This is a genomic window from Cupriavidus sp. 96C5-1, assembly GCF_057798855.1.
The window spans coordinates 55,475-68,242 of the sequence record NZ_JBYOJU010000008.1; the positions used below are offsets into that span (position 1 = coordinate 55,475).

A 12,768-nucleotide genomic window follows, 5' to 3' on the forward strand; every position below is an offset into this window, starting at 1 on the left:
GCGAACCATGGACATCGAAGCCGGCCTTCGTGCGCAACTGCTATCGCAAATCAACGCCAGCTGGATGACGGGTGCCGTTCATGCGGCATGCCGGCTCCGCATTCCCGAGCACCTGATGCCCGGGCCGCGTAGCGTTACGGCGCTGGCGGCAGCCAGTGCCTGTCACCCGTCCTCGCTGTGGCGCCTGCTGCGCGCCCTGGTGTCGCTCAATCTGTGTAGCGAAGGCGACGACGGTGCGTTCGCGTTGACGCAAGCCGGCGCGCTGCTGCTGGAAGATCATCCGCGGTCGTTGCGTGCGTGGGCCATGCTGTGCGGCAGTGTGCACTTGACAAGATGGGGCGAGCTCGACGAATGCGTGCGCAGCGGCCTTAGCTATCACGTCCGGCACGCTGGAGAAGACAACTTCATTCACCTCAATGGCAATGCCGAGGGTGCCACGCTCTTCAACCGGGCGATGATCGAACTGACCCGCAGCGTAGCCGAGGACCTGTTGCGCGCGGTGGACCTCGGCCATGCGCGCCGCGTCGTCGATGTGGGTGGCGGCTCAGGGGCCCTGCTGTCGGCCGTGCTCGTCGCGTATCCGGCGGCGACCGGCGTGCTGTTCGACCTCGCGCACGCCATCGACAGCGCCGGCGCGGAGATGGCGCGTGCCGGCGTTGCCCGTCGTTGCGAGCTGGTGGCCGGCAGCTTCTTCGACGACGCGGTACCCGCAGGGGGCGACGTCTATCTACTCAAGAGCGTGCTGCACAATTGGGACGACGTCCGATGCGCGCATTTGCTCGGCAATTGCCGTCGCGCCATGCCGCCCGGTGCCAGGCTGTTGGTGGTGGAACGGATCGTTCCCGACCGCCTAGGCCAGTCGGAGCGCGATCGGTCTATCTGTCGTTCTGACCTGAACATGCTGAGCGCCCTGAGCGGCCGCGAGCGGCGAGAAGCCGAGTTCCAGGTACTGCTTGCCCAGGCCGGACTGACGGTCGCATCCGTGACGGCAACGGCTGGCGAGTTCTCGGTGATCGACGCCATTGCTGACGAACTGGCAAGCGAGCCGTAGCCCGATCGCATGAGCCTACAATCCAGTTGAGTCATGAACTACGCGACCATCGGCCCGAACACAAGCGCCGCGGCCGGATCGGCGCAGGCCGATCTCTCTCAACCTGTGCGACCTGCCGATAGCTTGTACCTGCCGGCGTCTTCCCAAACAGACCCTACATCACGCCTGGGCGCCGAAACTGCGCTCGCACGGCCCGCTGCACTGCCGGAGCGGCACCGGCATTCTGGTCAACGCGCCGGGACGTAGTTGGCACGGGTTTCCCGTGGCTAGCCGCAATGATGACTGCCTGCAGAGCTGTTATCCACTGGCGCCCGTCCATCGGTGACGTATCGGCTCAGGTATTCCCACTGGCTGCGCGCGTAGGCGATGGCCTTGCCCGGCAGGCTCTCCGGCAGTACCTGCGGCGCCTGCTCATCCAGCCACGCCTTAGAGGCTTTCAGCAGCGGCGCGCTGTGCTGTTGACGCAGCCGGTACGTGTAGTTGACGCGTTTCGCTTTCGGGCAGTTCTGCCATGGCGAGCGTCTCGACTTGATACAGGGCTTTGAAGTACTCGAGTGCCTTGAGCACTCGAGCGCTGGGCTTCCCCTGCCCTTTTGGGCCTGCGTCCTGATGCTCGATCCGATGCCGCAGGGCGGCAATATCAATGACGTTCTCCTTGAGTAGCGCGGGCCGGCCAATCAGCCGGGCAGCCCGTACGAGACACAGGGGGTGCCAGGGGCAAGTAATGGCGCCGGTCCGTTGGTTCCTGGGCTGGTGCAATAGAGGAGCGTCATATCTTGTCAACGCGCCAGTCTATACCAAACACCGGAGGACCTACCAGCATGCGATAGCCTGCACCAGGCGACCTGGTTGGTGGAAGACGGTACTCTTCATATTGACTTCACCACCACGCATGCAAATAGCATAGCCACTCATGCTGACTCACCATCCGGAAACGCTTCTTCTTGAAGCCTGTCACGCCACCCTCGGCGCAGTTACACTTTGCCTCACATGTCGCATGTATCACCGTTGCACCAGGCGGCATCGTTGCCGAGGGCATCGACGTCCATCAGCTTTTGGCTTTGGATTGGACGCCTGAATATCTCTTCTTCGACTTGGGAGGGAAGAGCTATAGCTTCCGTGTCTCCGGGGTCCAAATTGTCCGTCCGATCCTGGCTTGGTTTCCTTTCGCGTAGCCGTTCTATCCGCATTCCCCAGGTGGAAGAGGCCGCCGCCCCGGCCTGACACATTGGCACGCGCGCGCGCCCGCCGCCTCCAGCCGGACTCATAGGCCACGCGCTCCGCTGGAACGCATCAGAGTCAATGCCGTCGACAGACTGACCCCGTTGCCACCTCAAGGGTGTAGGCGCATATCCCTGCCGCCCCCCCTTTTTCGGCTTCCCTCTAGGACCACCGCCTACGACATTTCACCGTAGGTCCTGCGCCTGCACACTCAATGCTCCGTTGGCGCCCGCAGGCGAAGCCGGCGGAGTGAGCCGCCGCCTACTGGCAAGCCGCTACAGCCGCCTCCAACCTGATCTCATACGCCGCGCGCTGGCCTAGCTCCACCAGCGTCGCCCGCCCCTTCGTAAAAAAGTCTGCCGCCGGATCGACCTGGTCCAGCCTCGAGGCTTGGGCCCCATAACTCCCGCGTGTGCGAGAAGCCAAGCGATTCGTGGCCGACCTGCGCGATCCACGCGACACGCGCGGCGGCTGCAGGATGCCGAACTCAATCCCGAGGCAGGGCGCGGGCTCGAAATAGAAGCCGCTATTTCGCGTCATAGGTGGATTGCGCCTGCCTGACCCGTTCCCAGTTGGCCTTGGCCCAATCGACCAGTCCCTGCGTCGGGAGCAGCAGGCTCCGTCCGAGGTCTGTCATCTCGTATTCGACACGGGGCGGCACTTCGGGAAACACCTCGCGAATCACCAGCCCGTCGCGTTCGAGATTCTTCAGGGTCAGGGAAAGCATTCGCTGCGAGATACCAGGAACTGCACGTTCGAGTTGCGAAAAGCGGGCGCGCCCGCCGAGGAGGTCGAGCGACAGCACGACGAAGATCGTCCACTTGTCGCCGATCTTCGTCAGCAACTCCCGGACCGCCATCGGGTCCGAGCTTTTGCAGATGGCGGCGGGGTCCAGTTGGCCTGACTTGATCGGTTTCTTCATCACTTACCTCGGTGTTAGCGGCTGATCTTAAAGTGCCTTCTTCTTCGGAACAAGCTTCCTGTTTATAGTTAACTCTCATTTCGTAAGCAACTACGCAAAGCGCGAAAGGAGTCTGGAATGCCTATGCCGAAATACGCGGTCTACAAGACCGCCGCCCCTTACTTCGACTTGGTTCGAGGAGCACTGGGCGAGCTCGTCGACGGCGAGCACTTCTTCGACACCGTCACTGACAACACCATCTATGAGGTTCTCTATGACGTCGCAGGTTGGCCCCCCATCATTCGGGGCCGCACCGACCTGATGACTGCGTTCAGGGGCTATGTCGACAATATCGTTCTGCAATCCGCCGATCAACTGGTTGTCCACCAGACGGAGGGAGGTCGTGTCGTCATCATCGAATACGAGGTCCACGGAACCATCCTCGCGACGGACGTGAAGTACAACAATCGGTTCTGCTCCATCATCAGGATCGAGAATCGGAAGATCGTGCACTGGAGGGACTACATGGACTCTCTGGCGGCCTGGAACGCATTGACCGCGCCGGCCCGCTCGGCGGCCAGCACCAGGGAGGTGCGGTCATGAACACCATCCCTTCCATCGACGCCAGCCCGAGAGGAAAGGCTTCTGCAAGTCGGTCGGTCTCCGACACGCTGGCCGCGCGGCTTGCAGCCCTCTATCCGTCAGCCAAGGTGATGCAGCGCGATCTGGCCACCAAGCACCTTTCTCACCTGGGCGACATCACGCTGAGGGCCATCTCGACAAAGGATGCGGCCGAGGCGGAACGGCTGAAACAGGCGGCCCGTCAGTCGGATCAGCTGACCGATGAGCTTTTGGAGTCTGATCTCCTGGTGATCGCAGCGCATCCGCACTGCGGCGCCCTCTTGGCCCGGTTGGTCGCGTAGCGTCACCCCAACCGGAAATGCTCCGCCGACTGCCCCGCGTTGACGGCCCGCTGCAACCAGGCTGGCATCTCGCCCTGCCCGTCCCATTTCTGCCCTTCGGCGTTGCGGTAGGTGCGCGCAGGCTCGGGAGCCGGCGGTGGTGGTGCCACGACGGCAAAGCAACCGGCTGCCTGCAGGTCGGTCAAGGTCAGGCCGTGCCTGGCCATCTGCACACGGATCCACACCGTGGCTGCGGCGCGCTCAATCTCAAGAGACATAGGTATAACGTTTTGGGAGTCGGAAAGGTGCAACGATTTAGGGACGGACAATCAATCGGCCTCGCCGCGTCTTGCTGCACCACCTCGAGCGGCGCGCCGGCCGCCAGCGCATAGGTAATATGGGTATGGCGCAGCCAGTGCGTGCTGGCCCCCTCCAGCCGGGCCGCTCCGCGCGGGTCGGCGAGGCGCAGCGTGCCGGCGCAGGCTGCGAAGAATCCCTTGATCTGCTTGGCGAGCGTGACGGTACCGATGCCGGCGGCAACCTCGACGAGGCTAGCGAGCGTGCGCCGGCCCACGGCGCACGCTCGCCCAGGTCAGTGGCATGCCCGAGCAGCGCCACGCCGCCCGAGACCCGGTTGGCGCCCGGATCGGCCGGGTGGCCGCAAGCGGCCAGGTACCCCCCAGCCGCGCGATCACCGCCGGCGCCACCGCGCGCTCGGCCTCGCATTGCTCCTCGATCAACCGGGCTTCGTTAAAAGGGCAAGGCGCGCACCTACGCGCCCATGAGTGCACCCAGCCTAGCCGACTGGGAGCGCTTCGGTTGCAATCATGCGTGATGCCGCCACTGCGGCGGCAAGGAAGGAACTGGCCGGGCCACTCGCCCAACGCCGACCGGGGGGCGGACTGCTTGATGCGGTATGCTTGCTCTCACCCATGACTCAGGGACCGCCAGATGCTGATCCGCGAACAAGGCAATCTCGTCAAGCTGATACGCATCGGACGTGATCTCAGCTCGCGCCGGGCACAGCAAACCGTCGTCGGGACGTTCCGGCACAGCGACGGTCCCACCAAGGCGCTGCTTGCCCTGCTCGACGAGGACGAGCGGTCTGCCTTGACGCGTTGGCTCTCCGCCCAGCACGATCGGCAAGAACAAGCGCAGCACCACCTCGTGCTCGACTCCGCGCATCGCCGTTTGGCCGAGCTCGTCCAGGCCATCGATGCTGCCGCCGAGCGGCTCTCTCCAGACGAGGCGACCGCGATCTGGCACAACCTGAACGAAGTCTCCCGTGCCCTGAACCGGGCAGGCTTTCCTGAACCCAAGCGCAAACGCAAGCCCGCGGCCAACGCTTCCGGGCAAGGCGACCTGCTTGCGCCCCTGTTCTAAACCGGCACGACGACGCCCCCCCTCAGCGGTAGATCTCACGCCGGTTCCTGAGCCACACCACTGTGATCGAAATGCGGGCGGGATCCCCGTACCATCGGCGAGGCACTCAAAGGCAGAGCCTTTCCGTTCAATACTCAACGGAGGACTTGCGCGGGAGCCGAAGCCCGACCTCGCCAACGGTATCTGCCTCGTCAGCAATATGCACGAGCTGCGCCGCCAACCTGCGCAGCGCTTCCGGATGTAGCTCTTGTCCGTTGCCCAATGGGGACTCCAGAACTGCCAACGGCTTTTCGTGGCGGTCCCGGCGAAGGGTGTACGAGAGTATGCGCGTCGTCATCGTAGCTTTTCCTATTCATTAACCTTCAGCTTTGTCTTCGCCTTCGCGAGCGCTTCCTTCAATGTAGGCGCCTTCGCAATCCGGACACGTTTCGAGTATCCCGCCCCTGGCACCTCACACCACTGAAAGACATCGGCTTGCACGACCTGGCGGCCAATCATCTTCAACGACCATTCCAGTCCCAAACGTCGGTGCCATGGTGTGCGAGACATGTGCGCGGTTCCGTTACTTCGGTTGTTCACCAACCAGCTCGCAGCAATGCATAGCTAGTGCCTCCATCTCGCGCTGCAAATCGGTCCGTTGGGCGTCATACGCCTGCTGGCCGTGGTCGATGGCGTTGAGCCGGCCGCGCGCGGCAAGCCACGCGCCATAGATCCGATCCGCCTCGCTAAACAGTTCTTGCTTTCCCATCGCGGCTTTTCCCAGGCCTTCATCGGAAGTGGTAGTCCAAGGCTACGCCGAGCCCATAGTCGGCTCGAAGCACATTGAATCCGCTGAGGTCCTGTTCCACGTCATCATGCGGATGATGTGGAGAGTTGTCCGGCACACAATGCACAAACCAGTCGGGAGCAAAGGCGGACGCGTTGCCTGTTTCCCAGGAGTGTCGAGACCCATGATGTGGAACCTGAACGACAGAGAGCACATCCCAGCGATCCTTCCCGAAGTGCGTCTTCATCGCCGCGATCATGTCACTGTCGACTCGAAGATCCCCCAAGCACAGCAGACCAGCCCGTTGTCCTGGGAACGCTTGCAGGATATCGCACCTATAGAAAATAGAGCAGGGCTTAACGCCGACGGCAGTTGGACGGACCAGCAGGCATAGCGAGATGTTGTTGCGAGCTTGGCTAGAGCGACCGAAGTGTCGTTCGTAAATTCGCCGCAGTGCCTCTCGCCAGCCGCGCCGAGGTAGTTTTGACAAATCTGCAAGACCGTATCGACGCATGACTGTGCTGACTTCCACCCGCAAAGTTTCCTCGGATGCCCCCGATCTCCTGGCAACTCGATCACCAGATTTCGTTTGGTGAAATAGATCAGGCTGCTCCGAGTTGAAGAACATGAGTTCAACGGGAAACTGCGGGGCAACTGAAGGCCACGCATGTTGCCAAGACAGGAGGCGAGGACCAGACTCTCCGCCCTGCTCTAGCCCCGCCAAATAGTCGCGTCGAAGTTCCTCATCCGCCCTGTCCCCAGAGGAACGCTGAAATCCTTCCTCTAGCCGCGACGGGCTAGGAAGGGGCCGCGGATCAACGTCCACAGGAGGATCGCTCTCACCTCTTGGACCGCCTCGGACAAACAAGATGGAGTCGACCTGTTCTGATAGCCCGCGACTACTCAGCCATTGAACTGGATTGAGCTGAAAGAGTGCCGTGGAGACCGAACAAGGGTCACTGCCAACCGAGGCTGCCTGCCCCAACCGCTGGGCGGCATCCATGTACGGTAGCGCAAGGCAGCGTACGGACCGCGTGCGAAGAAACCGCTCTACGCCGTTGACATGGTCATCATCAAAGTGCGAGAGCACGAAGAGATCGATCTTCGCAGGCCAATAAATCCAGCGTTCGATCTCATCAATTACTCTGTTAATTCGTGTCGTTCGTTTGGAGCCGCAGTCATAGACCCAGGTAAACTCCGGAATCTGCTCATCCCTGGCAGTGACGAGGCCAGTGAAGAACGTCCCGTGTCCCACGGGGTGAAAACACTGATGTACATGAATCAAGTCAGCCCCCTCTTTCCGACTAGTGATGAGCGGAAGCACCGTTCCGCAGAATACTCATCTCGACGGGCATGCTGAAGCCAGCCTCAAGGTTCATCCTGGCAAGCTCGATGCAAGCCACCTCGGTCCCGGCCTCCACCTTTGCTACAGCAACCGCTAGTGCTTTCGCCGCTAGCCCAAAGGCTCCCACAGCCTCATCCCACGAAACTCCAAATCGACGGGCGGCCTCAATGGTTTGCTCAACCAAGGCGGGAACCGTCGCGTCAGGTTCATTCATCCTCTCTTCCGAGTTGTTTACGGGTGCGTTCAGGCAGACTTCGCAAACTGTGAGAGGCGTGTCATGCCATTTTGCACGTCCGCCCAACAAGTCTGCACCAATTCGGCCGACGCACCAATCGCCTCTTGCACCGCCGTGTCGGTTGCGTGGCCGAGCAGGGCCACCGGCTCGCGCTGGTCGCGCGGATCGGCCGCGAAGCCCCGCGCGACCAGGTACCGGCCCAGCGCCACCACCACCCCGTCCGGAACCGGCAAGCGCCGCACCTTGCTGCGCTTGCCCAGCACCGTCAGCCACCACCCCTCCTCACGCTCGCGCGTGCCCGGACGCGGCAGGCTCACCCACTCTAGATCCGCCGAGGTCAGCGACACCACCTCGGACAGGCGCAGGCCGGTGCGGTACAGCAGCGGCAGCGCCACCTGCAGGCGCTGGTTGGCGAACGTGGGCGGCTGCTCGGCCAGCCAGCCGACGACGAAGGCCCACCGGGCCTCAGTTAGGCTGAGTCCGACGTCCATCGCGGGCACCTCTCAATGGCGATTCGCTGATCGCCGGTCACCATTAATTCGCGGACACCGCTCCGGCAGGCGCGGCGGCTGGTGTGTTGCCGTTCTTGCCGGCCTTATCCCGTGCATCGGGCTTTGGCAACTCGAACTCCGCCCAGTTCGGATCCTGCTCCGTCGCGGCGGAAATAGCCACGATCTTGCGGTCGAAAATGTTCACGCCCGAAAAGACGACTACGTCGCCGATATGCGGTGTAAACGCGATGTAGTCAGGCTCGTCGACTAGAGGATTGCCCTTGAGCTTCATCGGTTCCTTGACGAATGCATACTGGCCGCCCACATACATCCACTTGGACGAATCGCGCAGCGTCTTGCCGCTGACATCCCGCAGCATGATGTCGACGCTACGCTTCAGCGATTGCTCCAGCGCTAGCTTAAGCGGTCCGGCGTCGTCTCTGAACCAGCCATTGTCGCCGGCAAGTGGCCGGGCGTCCGCTGTGGCAGAAATGTAGCGACTGCTCCATAGCTCCTTTCCATATGCGTCCTGTAACGTGGTCCGCACGACCACATAGGGCCGCACATCGGTATCGTTGACGTAGCTGAGCACCGCGAAAGGTAGGAGCGACAACTGCGGCGTGCCCGCACGCGTGCCGCCGAACTTGAGATTGGTACCCGCATCGGCGGCAATACCATTTTTCACAAGCTGTTCGGTTGCAGAAAGAAGATCATGCTTGCCCAATGCTCTGTCGTTACCAACCAATGATTTTCCACGCTCCGCATTGATGGCACTTCCGACCAGCACCCCGAGCGCCCCGAACAAAATGGACACGCCCTGCCCCGATTGATGGCCGCTGACGAACAGTCGCGTGTTCGGCACGGCATAAACTCCGGGAGGAAATTCGGACCAACTGGAAGGAAGTTCTTTGTTGATGCTGACGGATATGTCTTCTTGCGCCTTTGGAAACGGCTCCGCGTTGCGGTAGGTGGCACAACCCGCAATGGTGGCGATGCATGCGAAGACTGGGATGTATTTGAGAATTGCGACCCTGAGCATCTTTGACCTGAGTGAGAGGATGAATCGCTGCCAACTGAGGGCAAGCTAGCTTAGCATTGCTCTTCCCAGCCATGATTCCGCCTGAAGTGGGGTACGCTGCGCAATGCAAGCGCGGTCGCTTTGCTTCGCGACGGCCGAATTGGATGGCCCCCCGCACGATTGATGGCGGGGATAGCGCCGGCTCGTAGAGCCGGTCCGTTGGCTTGCTGCTGGTTGTCTGTTTGCGCTCGGTCATGACCCTAGTCGAAGCCTTTGCCCTAGTCGAGAAATTGCCTCAAGAAGAGCGGCTCGTGATCGGCATTCTACTGAACGATCCGCCGCGCTGGAGCGCCGGCAGTATCAACGATCCCAGTGTCTGGCTCGGGTTCGAATCATCCGTCGTGAGAGTTATTGAGGAGTATCGCGCCGGGGATAAGGACCCTACAGTCTCCATCACGCGGTTCGGCCGTGGCCACGTCCTCGTGGCGCTCGGGCAGGAGAATGCGCGGAGCGTGGCTGATGCCCTGGACGAAGCTGTGAGGTTGCTTCGCAGGCAAGCCAGCAATACATGAGGCGCGCAAGCAAGGTTGGCCCATCTCGATGGCGCAGCGTCTGTCGAAAATGCGCAGCCCTTTGCCCTGAGCCCCTACAGTCGGCGGCCGGTATGCAGATATGGAGTACAGCCGCAGCCGGATCCCGCTGTTCTGACTGTGGCTTGGGCTCGCCTCGGCGGGCTTCTTTTTTGGCGCAGATGAAGACACAGCGCGTATTGCATGCCCGAAGCTACATCTGGCTAGCGCACATGTTGTCCCATCTGCGCATTCTTTCACATCATTGTCACAATGGCTGGCACTGCATGCGGGCTCGGTAGCCTAGTCTGCAAGTGCTGCGGAGCCATGCGGCATCCTCTATGTCCATCGTAGCGTCTGGGTGAGTCGGTAGCCAGGAGCCATCCGTTGGTGGTACCCGACGCTCCCTTAACGTCTCGTAGCACCACCACGGCCCGCTTCGGCGGGCCGTGTTATTTTGGGCCACTGTGCCAAGCGCTGTTCGTTGACAACCACTTGGCAGGCCTGTAAAAAATCGCCCTTGCAGGATCCTCAGGCACTAACCACGAAGTACTAGGCGCAACACCCCCGCAGCCGATGTCTCCATGTTTCTTGCTGGATCGTCATGCCTCGCCCGCATTTCCGCGCACGGCGAGAACTCGCTTTGGAATCCACACATGGAAACCGGTACTGTTAAGTGGTTCAACGACGCTAAAGGCTTTGGCTTCATCACGCCTGATGCGGGCGGCAATGAGCTGTTCGCACACTTCTCCGAAGTCCAGAGCAGCGGCTTCAAGTCGCTCAAGGAAGGCCAGAAGGTGCGCTACGTCGCCGGCGTAGGCAAGAAGGGACCGGCGGCCACCAAGATCGAGGCGATCTAGGCCGCTGCGGGCTTAGCATCCTTCGTGGCGCCTTGGTTGCGTCGCTCGTTCCGACTTGGCGGTTGGTTGCTTACGACGCAGTGAAGTCCTTTGTCATGTAGGTCCCAGGCCCGCTTCGGCGGGCCTGTTTTCCAGGAGTGCCAGAGCAATGCGTCTTGCGGCCATCAGCTCTCGCTCAACTCTTCGTCCGTGGCAGCGCACGCACAGCATTCAAGATTCTCTTGATGAAGCGTTCGAGGAAATCGAAGATCTGCCTACTAGGGAGCGACTCCTAGTCGCCTACTTCCGCGAGCATGAGATCGAGTGGTCAGCCGGCCATATTGACCAGCCTGAGATCGTTGGCGATGCCGGCAGTCATGTCATCGAGGAGATTGAGCGGTACCGCGGCGGGGACGTGAATAGCTCCCCGATAGTCAGCCAGTCCCGCGATGGTCGATTGTGTTCGTGATCGTGGGGCCGGAGTCCCCGCATGCGGTAGTCGCCCACCTGGGCATGGGCATCAGCGAAATGATCAAGCGGCTCGGACATTGATGGCGCTGCCCGCGCGGCAGCCTTCGTGGCCCATTGGCGAAATGTGCAGCTAGGGGCCTTGCCCAGGGTGCGGGTTTTGTTATCCCTGACGCGCTGCTTCCAATTCGTCCACGCGCTGCTGTGCCCGGGAAAGGCCGTGCGACTGGTCATCGCCGTTTCGGTCGTAGCGGCCCAAATCTTCAGACTCGTCGACCGTGCGATCGCCTATTCGGACCCGCCCCACAGCAGCGTAGGGCCCGTCCCCGACCGGCCTCGCAAAGCCTTCAATGATGTAGGTGCGGTACATGAGGATGGACATGGGTTCGACTCCCGCTATCTATGCCTGCACCTTCCCCGACATCCAACAAAGATATCAAAAAAGCGCGCGATCTGTATATACGGCGCATAGTTTTAATAGAATATGGCTTTTTAGGCATAATGTTATCGTAGTATCTCGTCCGGAGCTGCGGTGGCTGGATCGCGGACGGCGAGGCTGCCGTGGCTTCATTCCTTCCCATGCGATAGGCTCTAATTCCCGCAGCGAATTCTTGGGGATCGATCGAAGCCAAAGGCAAAGGGACGAGCGGCTGCGCGTGCTCGTCAGACTCCACACCCCGGGGGCTAACGGCCCTGCACTACGCCCTGTGCGCGTGGCGACAGCGGTTCGTCCGTGAGGCGCAGGCTGAGCATAGGTCGTGTTCGTCGTTTGATGGCCCGATGGGCCTGCTCGATGATGTTGTTCAGGTACTTGCGCTGACGGACCCTGATGGGCGCCTCGCGCTGCGCATTCACGGCGCGCATTGCGGCCAGGTTGGCACCGCTTTTGTCGATGGTCACGGTATCAGGCGCGCCGTTCTGGCCGATGGCTCGCTCGAAGTAGCGCCGGGCGGCAGCCTTGTCGTGGCGAGCCCGCAACAGAAAGTCGATGGTGTTGCCGGCCTTGTCCACAGCGTGATAGGGGTACGTCCACTTGCCCCGCGCCTTAGGGTAGGTCTCGTCCATCCGCCAACTCTTGCCAACCGGGCGCTTGTGGCGGCGAAACGCCTTCTCGAACAGCGGCAGCAGCTTGAGCGGTGCACGGTCGAGTGATCGACCGCAAGACCACGCTCGGCCATCATTTCCTCGAGATCGCACAGGCTCGGCGAATAGGCTACGTACCACCGTGCGCACGGCAGGATTTCGTCCAGCGGATAGTACAGGCGCTTGAGCGCCTTCGCTACGCCAGCAGGCAGCGCTCTTTTCGCAGATGCCTTCTTCATTACGCACTTCCGTCCAGGCCAATGTCGGCTCCAATCTTACCCCGGCGTCCTTATCGCGACAAAACCCCGGCCAGGGGCTACCGTTGATTCCAAAATATCGCGTTAACGCTGCCTGCTATCTATTAAGCGATCTTCTTGCTCGACTTCAAGCTTTGCTTTAAAAGTCCTTCTTGCGGTTTGAGCCATTTTTGACTACACAGAAACCCTGTCCGATCAGCAAAAATCATGACCTATGGCTTGAGGAGGCGATGATGTTG

General features: G+C 61.3%; 17 protein-coding genes and 2 pseudogenes. 9 read left to right on the forward strand and 10 right to left on the reverse strand.

Going from position 1 to position 12,768, the window contains the following annotated elements; all coding sequences use genetic code 11:
- Positions 1 to 7 precede the first annotated feature (7 nt).
- Entirely contained in the window at positions 8 to 1,051 is a 1,044-nt protein-coding gene (locus AC3FOF_RS12065) for a methyltransferase (RefSeq protein WP_488726700.1), read from the forward strand.
- Between the two features lie 293 nt (positions 1,052 to 1,344).
- Here AC3FOF_RS12065 and AC3FOF_RS12070 read toward each other — a convergent pair.
- Positions 1,345 to 1,639 (reverse strand): annotated as a pseudogene (locus AC3FOF_RS12070) (IS66 family transposase); the annotation flags it as partial.
- 356 nt (positions 1,640 to 1,995) lie between these two features.
- Between AC3FOF_RS12070 and AC3FOF_RS12075 the strand changes: the two are divergent.
- On the forward strand, positions 1,996 to 2,226 hold the full coding sequence (locus tag AC3FOF_RS12075; RefSeq protein ID WP_488726701.1) for a hypothetical protein: 231 nt from the start codon (positions 1,996 to 1,998) through the stop codon (positions 2,224 to 2,226).
- 572 nt (positions 2,227 to 2,798) lie between these two features.
- On the opposite strand, the gene AC3FOF_RS12080 is transcribed toward AC3FOF_RS12075, so the two are convergent.
- On the reverse strand, positions 2,799 to 3,194 hold the full coding sequence (locus AC3FOF_RS12080) for a winged helix-turn-helix transcriptional regulator (protein WP_488726702.1): 396 nt from the start codon (positions 3,192 to 3,194) through the stop codon (positions 2,799 to 2,801).
- A 117-nt stretch (positions 3,195 to 3,311) separates the two neighbouring features.
- Between AC3FOF_RS12080 and AC3FOF_RS12085 the strand changes: the two genes are divergently transcribed.
- Positions 3,312 to 3,776, forward strand: coding sequence for a nuclear transport factor 2 family protein (locus AC3FOF_RS12085; RefSeq protein WP_488726703.1), 465 nt, complete (start codon positions 3,312 to 3,314; stop codon positions 3,774 to 3,776).
- Positions 3,773 to 4,096 carry an NAD(P)H-dependent oxidoreductase gene (locus tag AC3FOF_RS12090; protein ID WP_488726704.1) on the forward strand — a complete coding sequence of 108 codons (324 nt, stop codon included), beginning with the start codon at positions 3,773 to 3,775 and terminating at the stop codon, positions 4,094 to 4,096. Before AC3FOF_RS12085 ends, AC3FOF_RS12090 begins: the two co-directional genes overlap by 4 nt.
- 2 nt (positions 4,097 to 4,098) lie before the next feature.
- On the opposite strand, the gene AC3FOF_RS12095 is transcribed toward AC3FOF_RS12090, so the two are convergent.
- Positions 4,099 to 4,353 (reverse strand): H-NS family nucleoid-associated regulatory protein, encoded by a 255-nt coding sequence (locus AC3FOF_RS12095; protein ID WP_488726705.1) that lies wholly within the window; start codon positions 4,351 to 4,353, stop codon positions 4,099 to 4,101.
- Between the two features lie 673 nt (positions 4,354 to 5,026).
- On the opposite strand from AC3FOF_RS12095, the gene AC3FOF_RS12100 reads away from it, so the two are divergent.
- A complete protein-coding gene (locus AC3FOF_RS12100; RefSeq protein WP_488726706.1) occupies positions 5,027 to 5,458 on the forward strand; it encodes a hypothetical protein in 432 nt (143 codons plus the stop codon).
- Between the two features lie 127 nt (positions 5,459 to 5,585).
- On the opposite strand, the gene AC3FOF_RS12105 is transcribed toward AC3FOF_RS12100, so the two are convergent.
- Both AC3FOF_RS12105 and AC3FOF_RS12110 read right to left on the reverse strand, forming a co-directional pair.
- Entirely contained in the window at positions 5,586 to 5,795 is a 210-nt protein-coding gene (locus tag AC3FOF_RS12105; protein ID WP_488726707.1) for a hypothetical protein, read from the reverse strand.
- 225 nt (positions 5,796 to 6,020) lie between these two features.
- A complete protein-coding gene (locus AC3FOF_RS12110) occupies positions 6,021 to 6,206 on the reverse strand; it encodes a hypothetical protein (protein ID WP_488726708.1) in 186 nt (61 codons plus the stop codon).
- A gap of 202 nt (positions 6,207 to 6,408) precedes the next feature.
- Between AC3FOF_RS12110 and AC3FOF_RS12115 the strand changes: the two genes are divergently transcribed.
- Positions 6,409 to 6,618 (forward strand): hypothetical protein, encoded by a 210-nt coding sequence (locus AC3FOF_RS12115; RefSeq protein ID WP_488726709.1) that lies wholly within the window; start codon positions 6,409 to 6,411, stop codon positions 6,616 to 6,618.
- A gap of 910 nt (positions 6,619 to 7,528) precedes the next feature.
- On the opposite strand, the gene AC3FOF_RS12120 is transcribed toward AC3FOF_RS12115, so the two are convergent.
- Genes AC3FOF_RS12120 through AC3FOF_RS12130 form a run of 3 tightly spaced genes read right to left on the reverse strand, consistent with a single transcriptional unit; the run spans position 7,529 to position 9,334 of the window.
- Positions 7,529 to 7,783, reverse strand: a complete 255-nt coding sequence (locus tag AC3FOF_RS12120) for a hypothetical protein (protein WP_488726710.1) — start codon at positions 7,781 to 7,783, stop codon at positions 7,529 to 7,531.
- A gap of 29 nt (positions 7,784 to 7,812) precedes the next feature.
- Positions 7,813 to 8,295 carry a hypothetical protein gene (locus tag AC3FOF_RS12125; RefSeq protein WP_488726711.1) on the reverse strand — a complete coding sequence of 161 codons (483 nt, stop codon included), beginning with the start codon at positions 8,293 to 8,295 and terminating at the stop codon, positions 7,813 to 7,815.
- Positions 8,296 to 8,338: 43 nt separating this feature from the next.
- Positions 8,339 to 9,334: a hypothetical protein gene (locus AC3FOF_RS12130; protein WP_488726712.1), complete on the reverse strand. Its 996-nt coding sequence runs from the start codon at positions 9,332 to 9,334 to the stop codon at positions 8,339 to 8,341.
- A gap of 233 nt (positions 9,335 to 9,567) precedes the next feature.
- Between AC3FOF_RS12130 and AC3FOF_RS12135 the strand changes: the two genes are divergently transcribed.
- The 3 genes from AC3FOF_RS12135 (at position 9,568) to AC3FOF_RS12145 (ending at position 11,190) form a co-directional block, all read left to right on the forward strand.
- The gene (locus tag AC3FOF_RS12135) at positions 9,568 to 9,885 is read left to right on the forward strand and encodes a hypothetical protein (RefSeq protein WP_488726713.1); all 318 of its coding nucleotides are present in this window, start codon (positions 9,568 to 9,570) and stop codon (positions 9,883 to 9,885) included.
- A 653-nt stretch (positions 9,886 to 10,538) separates the two neighbouring features.
- Positions 10,539 to 10,742, forward strand: a complete 204-nt coding sequence (locus tag AC3FOF_RS12140) for a cold-shock protein (protein ID WP_488726714.1) — start codon at positions 10,539 to 10,541, stop codon at positions 10,740 to 10,742.
- Between the two features lie 148 nt (positions 10,743 to 10,890).
- The gene (locus AC3FOF_RS12145) at positions 10,891 to 11,190 is read left to right on the forward strand and encodes a hypothetical protein (RefSeq protein ID WP_488726715.1); all 300 of its coding nucleotides are present in this window, start codon (positions 10,891 to 10,893) and stop codon (positions 11,188 to 11,190) included.
- Positions 11,191 to 11,352: 162 nt separating this feature from the next.
- On the opposite strand, the gene AC3FOF_RS12150 is transcribed toward AC3FOF_RS12145, so the two are convergent.
- Complete coding sequence (locus AC3FOF_RS12150) at positions 11,353 to 11,571, reverse strand: hypothetical protein (protein WP_488726716.1); 219 nt, start codon at positions 11,569 to 11,571, stop codon at positions 11,353 to 11,355.
- Positions 11,572 to 11,927: 356 nt separating this feature from the next.
- Positions 11,928 to 12,511 (reverse strand): annotated as a pseudogene (locus tag AC3FOF_RS12155) (IS6 family transposase); the annotation flags it as partial.
- Between the last annotated feature and the right edge of the window lie 257 nt (positions 12,512 to 12,768).

Excerpts from the sequence above, each read along its gene's own strand:
- AC3FOF_RS12150 (WP_488726716.1), bottom strand. The coding sequence starts at position 11,571 with ATGTCCATCCTCATGTACCGCACCTACATCATTGAAGGCTTTGCGAGG.
- AC3FOF_RS12120 (WP_488726710.1), bottom strand. The coding sequence starts at position 7,783 with ATGAATGAACCTGACGCGACGGTTCCCGCCTTGGTTGAGCAAACCATT.
- AC3FOF_RS12125 (WP_488726711.1), bottom strand. The coding sequence starts at position 8,295 with ATGGACGTCGGACTCAGCCTAACTGAGGCCCGGTGGGCCTTCGTCGTC.
- AC3FOF_RS12065 (WP_488726700.1), top strand. The coding sequence starts at position 8 with ATGGACATCGAAGCCGGCCTTCGTGCGCAACTGCTATCGCAAATCAAC.
- AC3FOF_RS12090 (WP_488726704.1), top strand. The coding sequence starts at position 3,773 with ATGAACACCATCCCTTCCATCGACGCCAGCCCGAGAGGAAAGGCTTCT.
- AC3FOF_RS12135 (WP_488726713.1), top strand. The coding sequence starts at position 9,568 with ATGACCCTAGTCGAAGCCTTTGCCCTAGTCGAGAAATTGCCTCAAGAA.
- AC3FOF_RS12080 (WP_488726702.1), bottom strand. The coding sequence starts at position 3,194 with ATGAAGAAACCGATCAAGTCAGGCCAACTGGACCCCGCCGCCATCTGC.
- AC3FOF_RS12105 (WP_488726707.1), bottom strand. The coding sequence starts at position 5,795 with ATGACGACGCGCATACTCTCGTACACCCTTCGCCGGGACCGCCACGAA.
- AC3FOF_RS12095 (WP_488726705.1), bottom strand. The coding sequence starts at position 4,353 with ATGTCTCTTGAGATTGAGCGCGCCGCAGCCACGGTGTGGATCCGTGTG.
- AC3FOF_RS12085 (WP_488726703.1), top strand. The coding sequence starts at position 3,312 with ATGCCTATGCCGAAATACGCGGTCTACAAGACCGCCGCCCCTTACTTC.
- AC3FOF_RS12140 (WP_488726714.1), top strand. The coding sequence starts at position 10,539 with ATGGAAACCGGTACTGTTAAGTGGTTCAACGACGCTAAAGGCTTTGGC.
- AC3FOF_RS12130 (WP_488726712.1), bottom strand. The coding sequence starts at position 9,334 with ATGCTCAGGGTCGCAATTCTCAAATACATCCCAGTCTTCGCATGCATC.
- AC3FOF_RS12100 (WP_488726706.1), top strand. The coding sequence starts at position 5,027 with ATGCTGATCCGCGAACAAGGCAATCTCGTCAAGCTGATACGCATCGGA.
- AC3FOF_RS12145 (WP_488726715.1), top strand. The coding sequence starts at position 10,891 with ATGCGTCTTGCGGCCATCAGCTCTCGCTCAACTCTTCGTCCGTGGCAG.
- AC3FOF_RS12115 (WP_488726709.1), top strand. The coding sequence starts at position 6,409 with ATGATGTGGAACCTGAACGACAGAGAGCACATCCCAGCGATCCTTCCC.
- AC3FOF_RS12110 (WP_488726708.1), bottom strand. The coding sequence starts at position 6,206 with ATGGGAAAGCAAGAACTGTTTAGCGAGGCGGATCGGATCTATGGCGCG.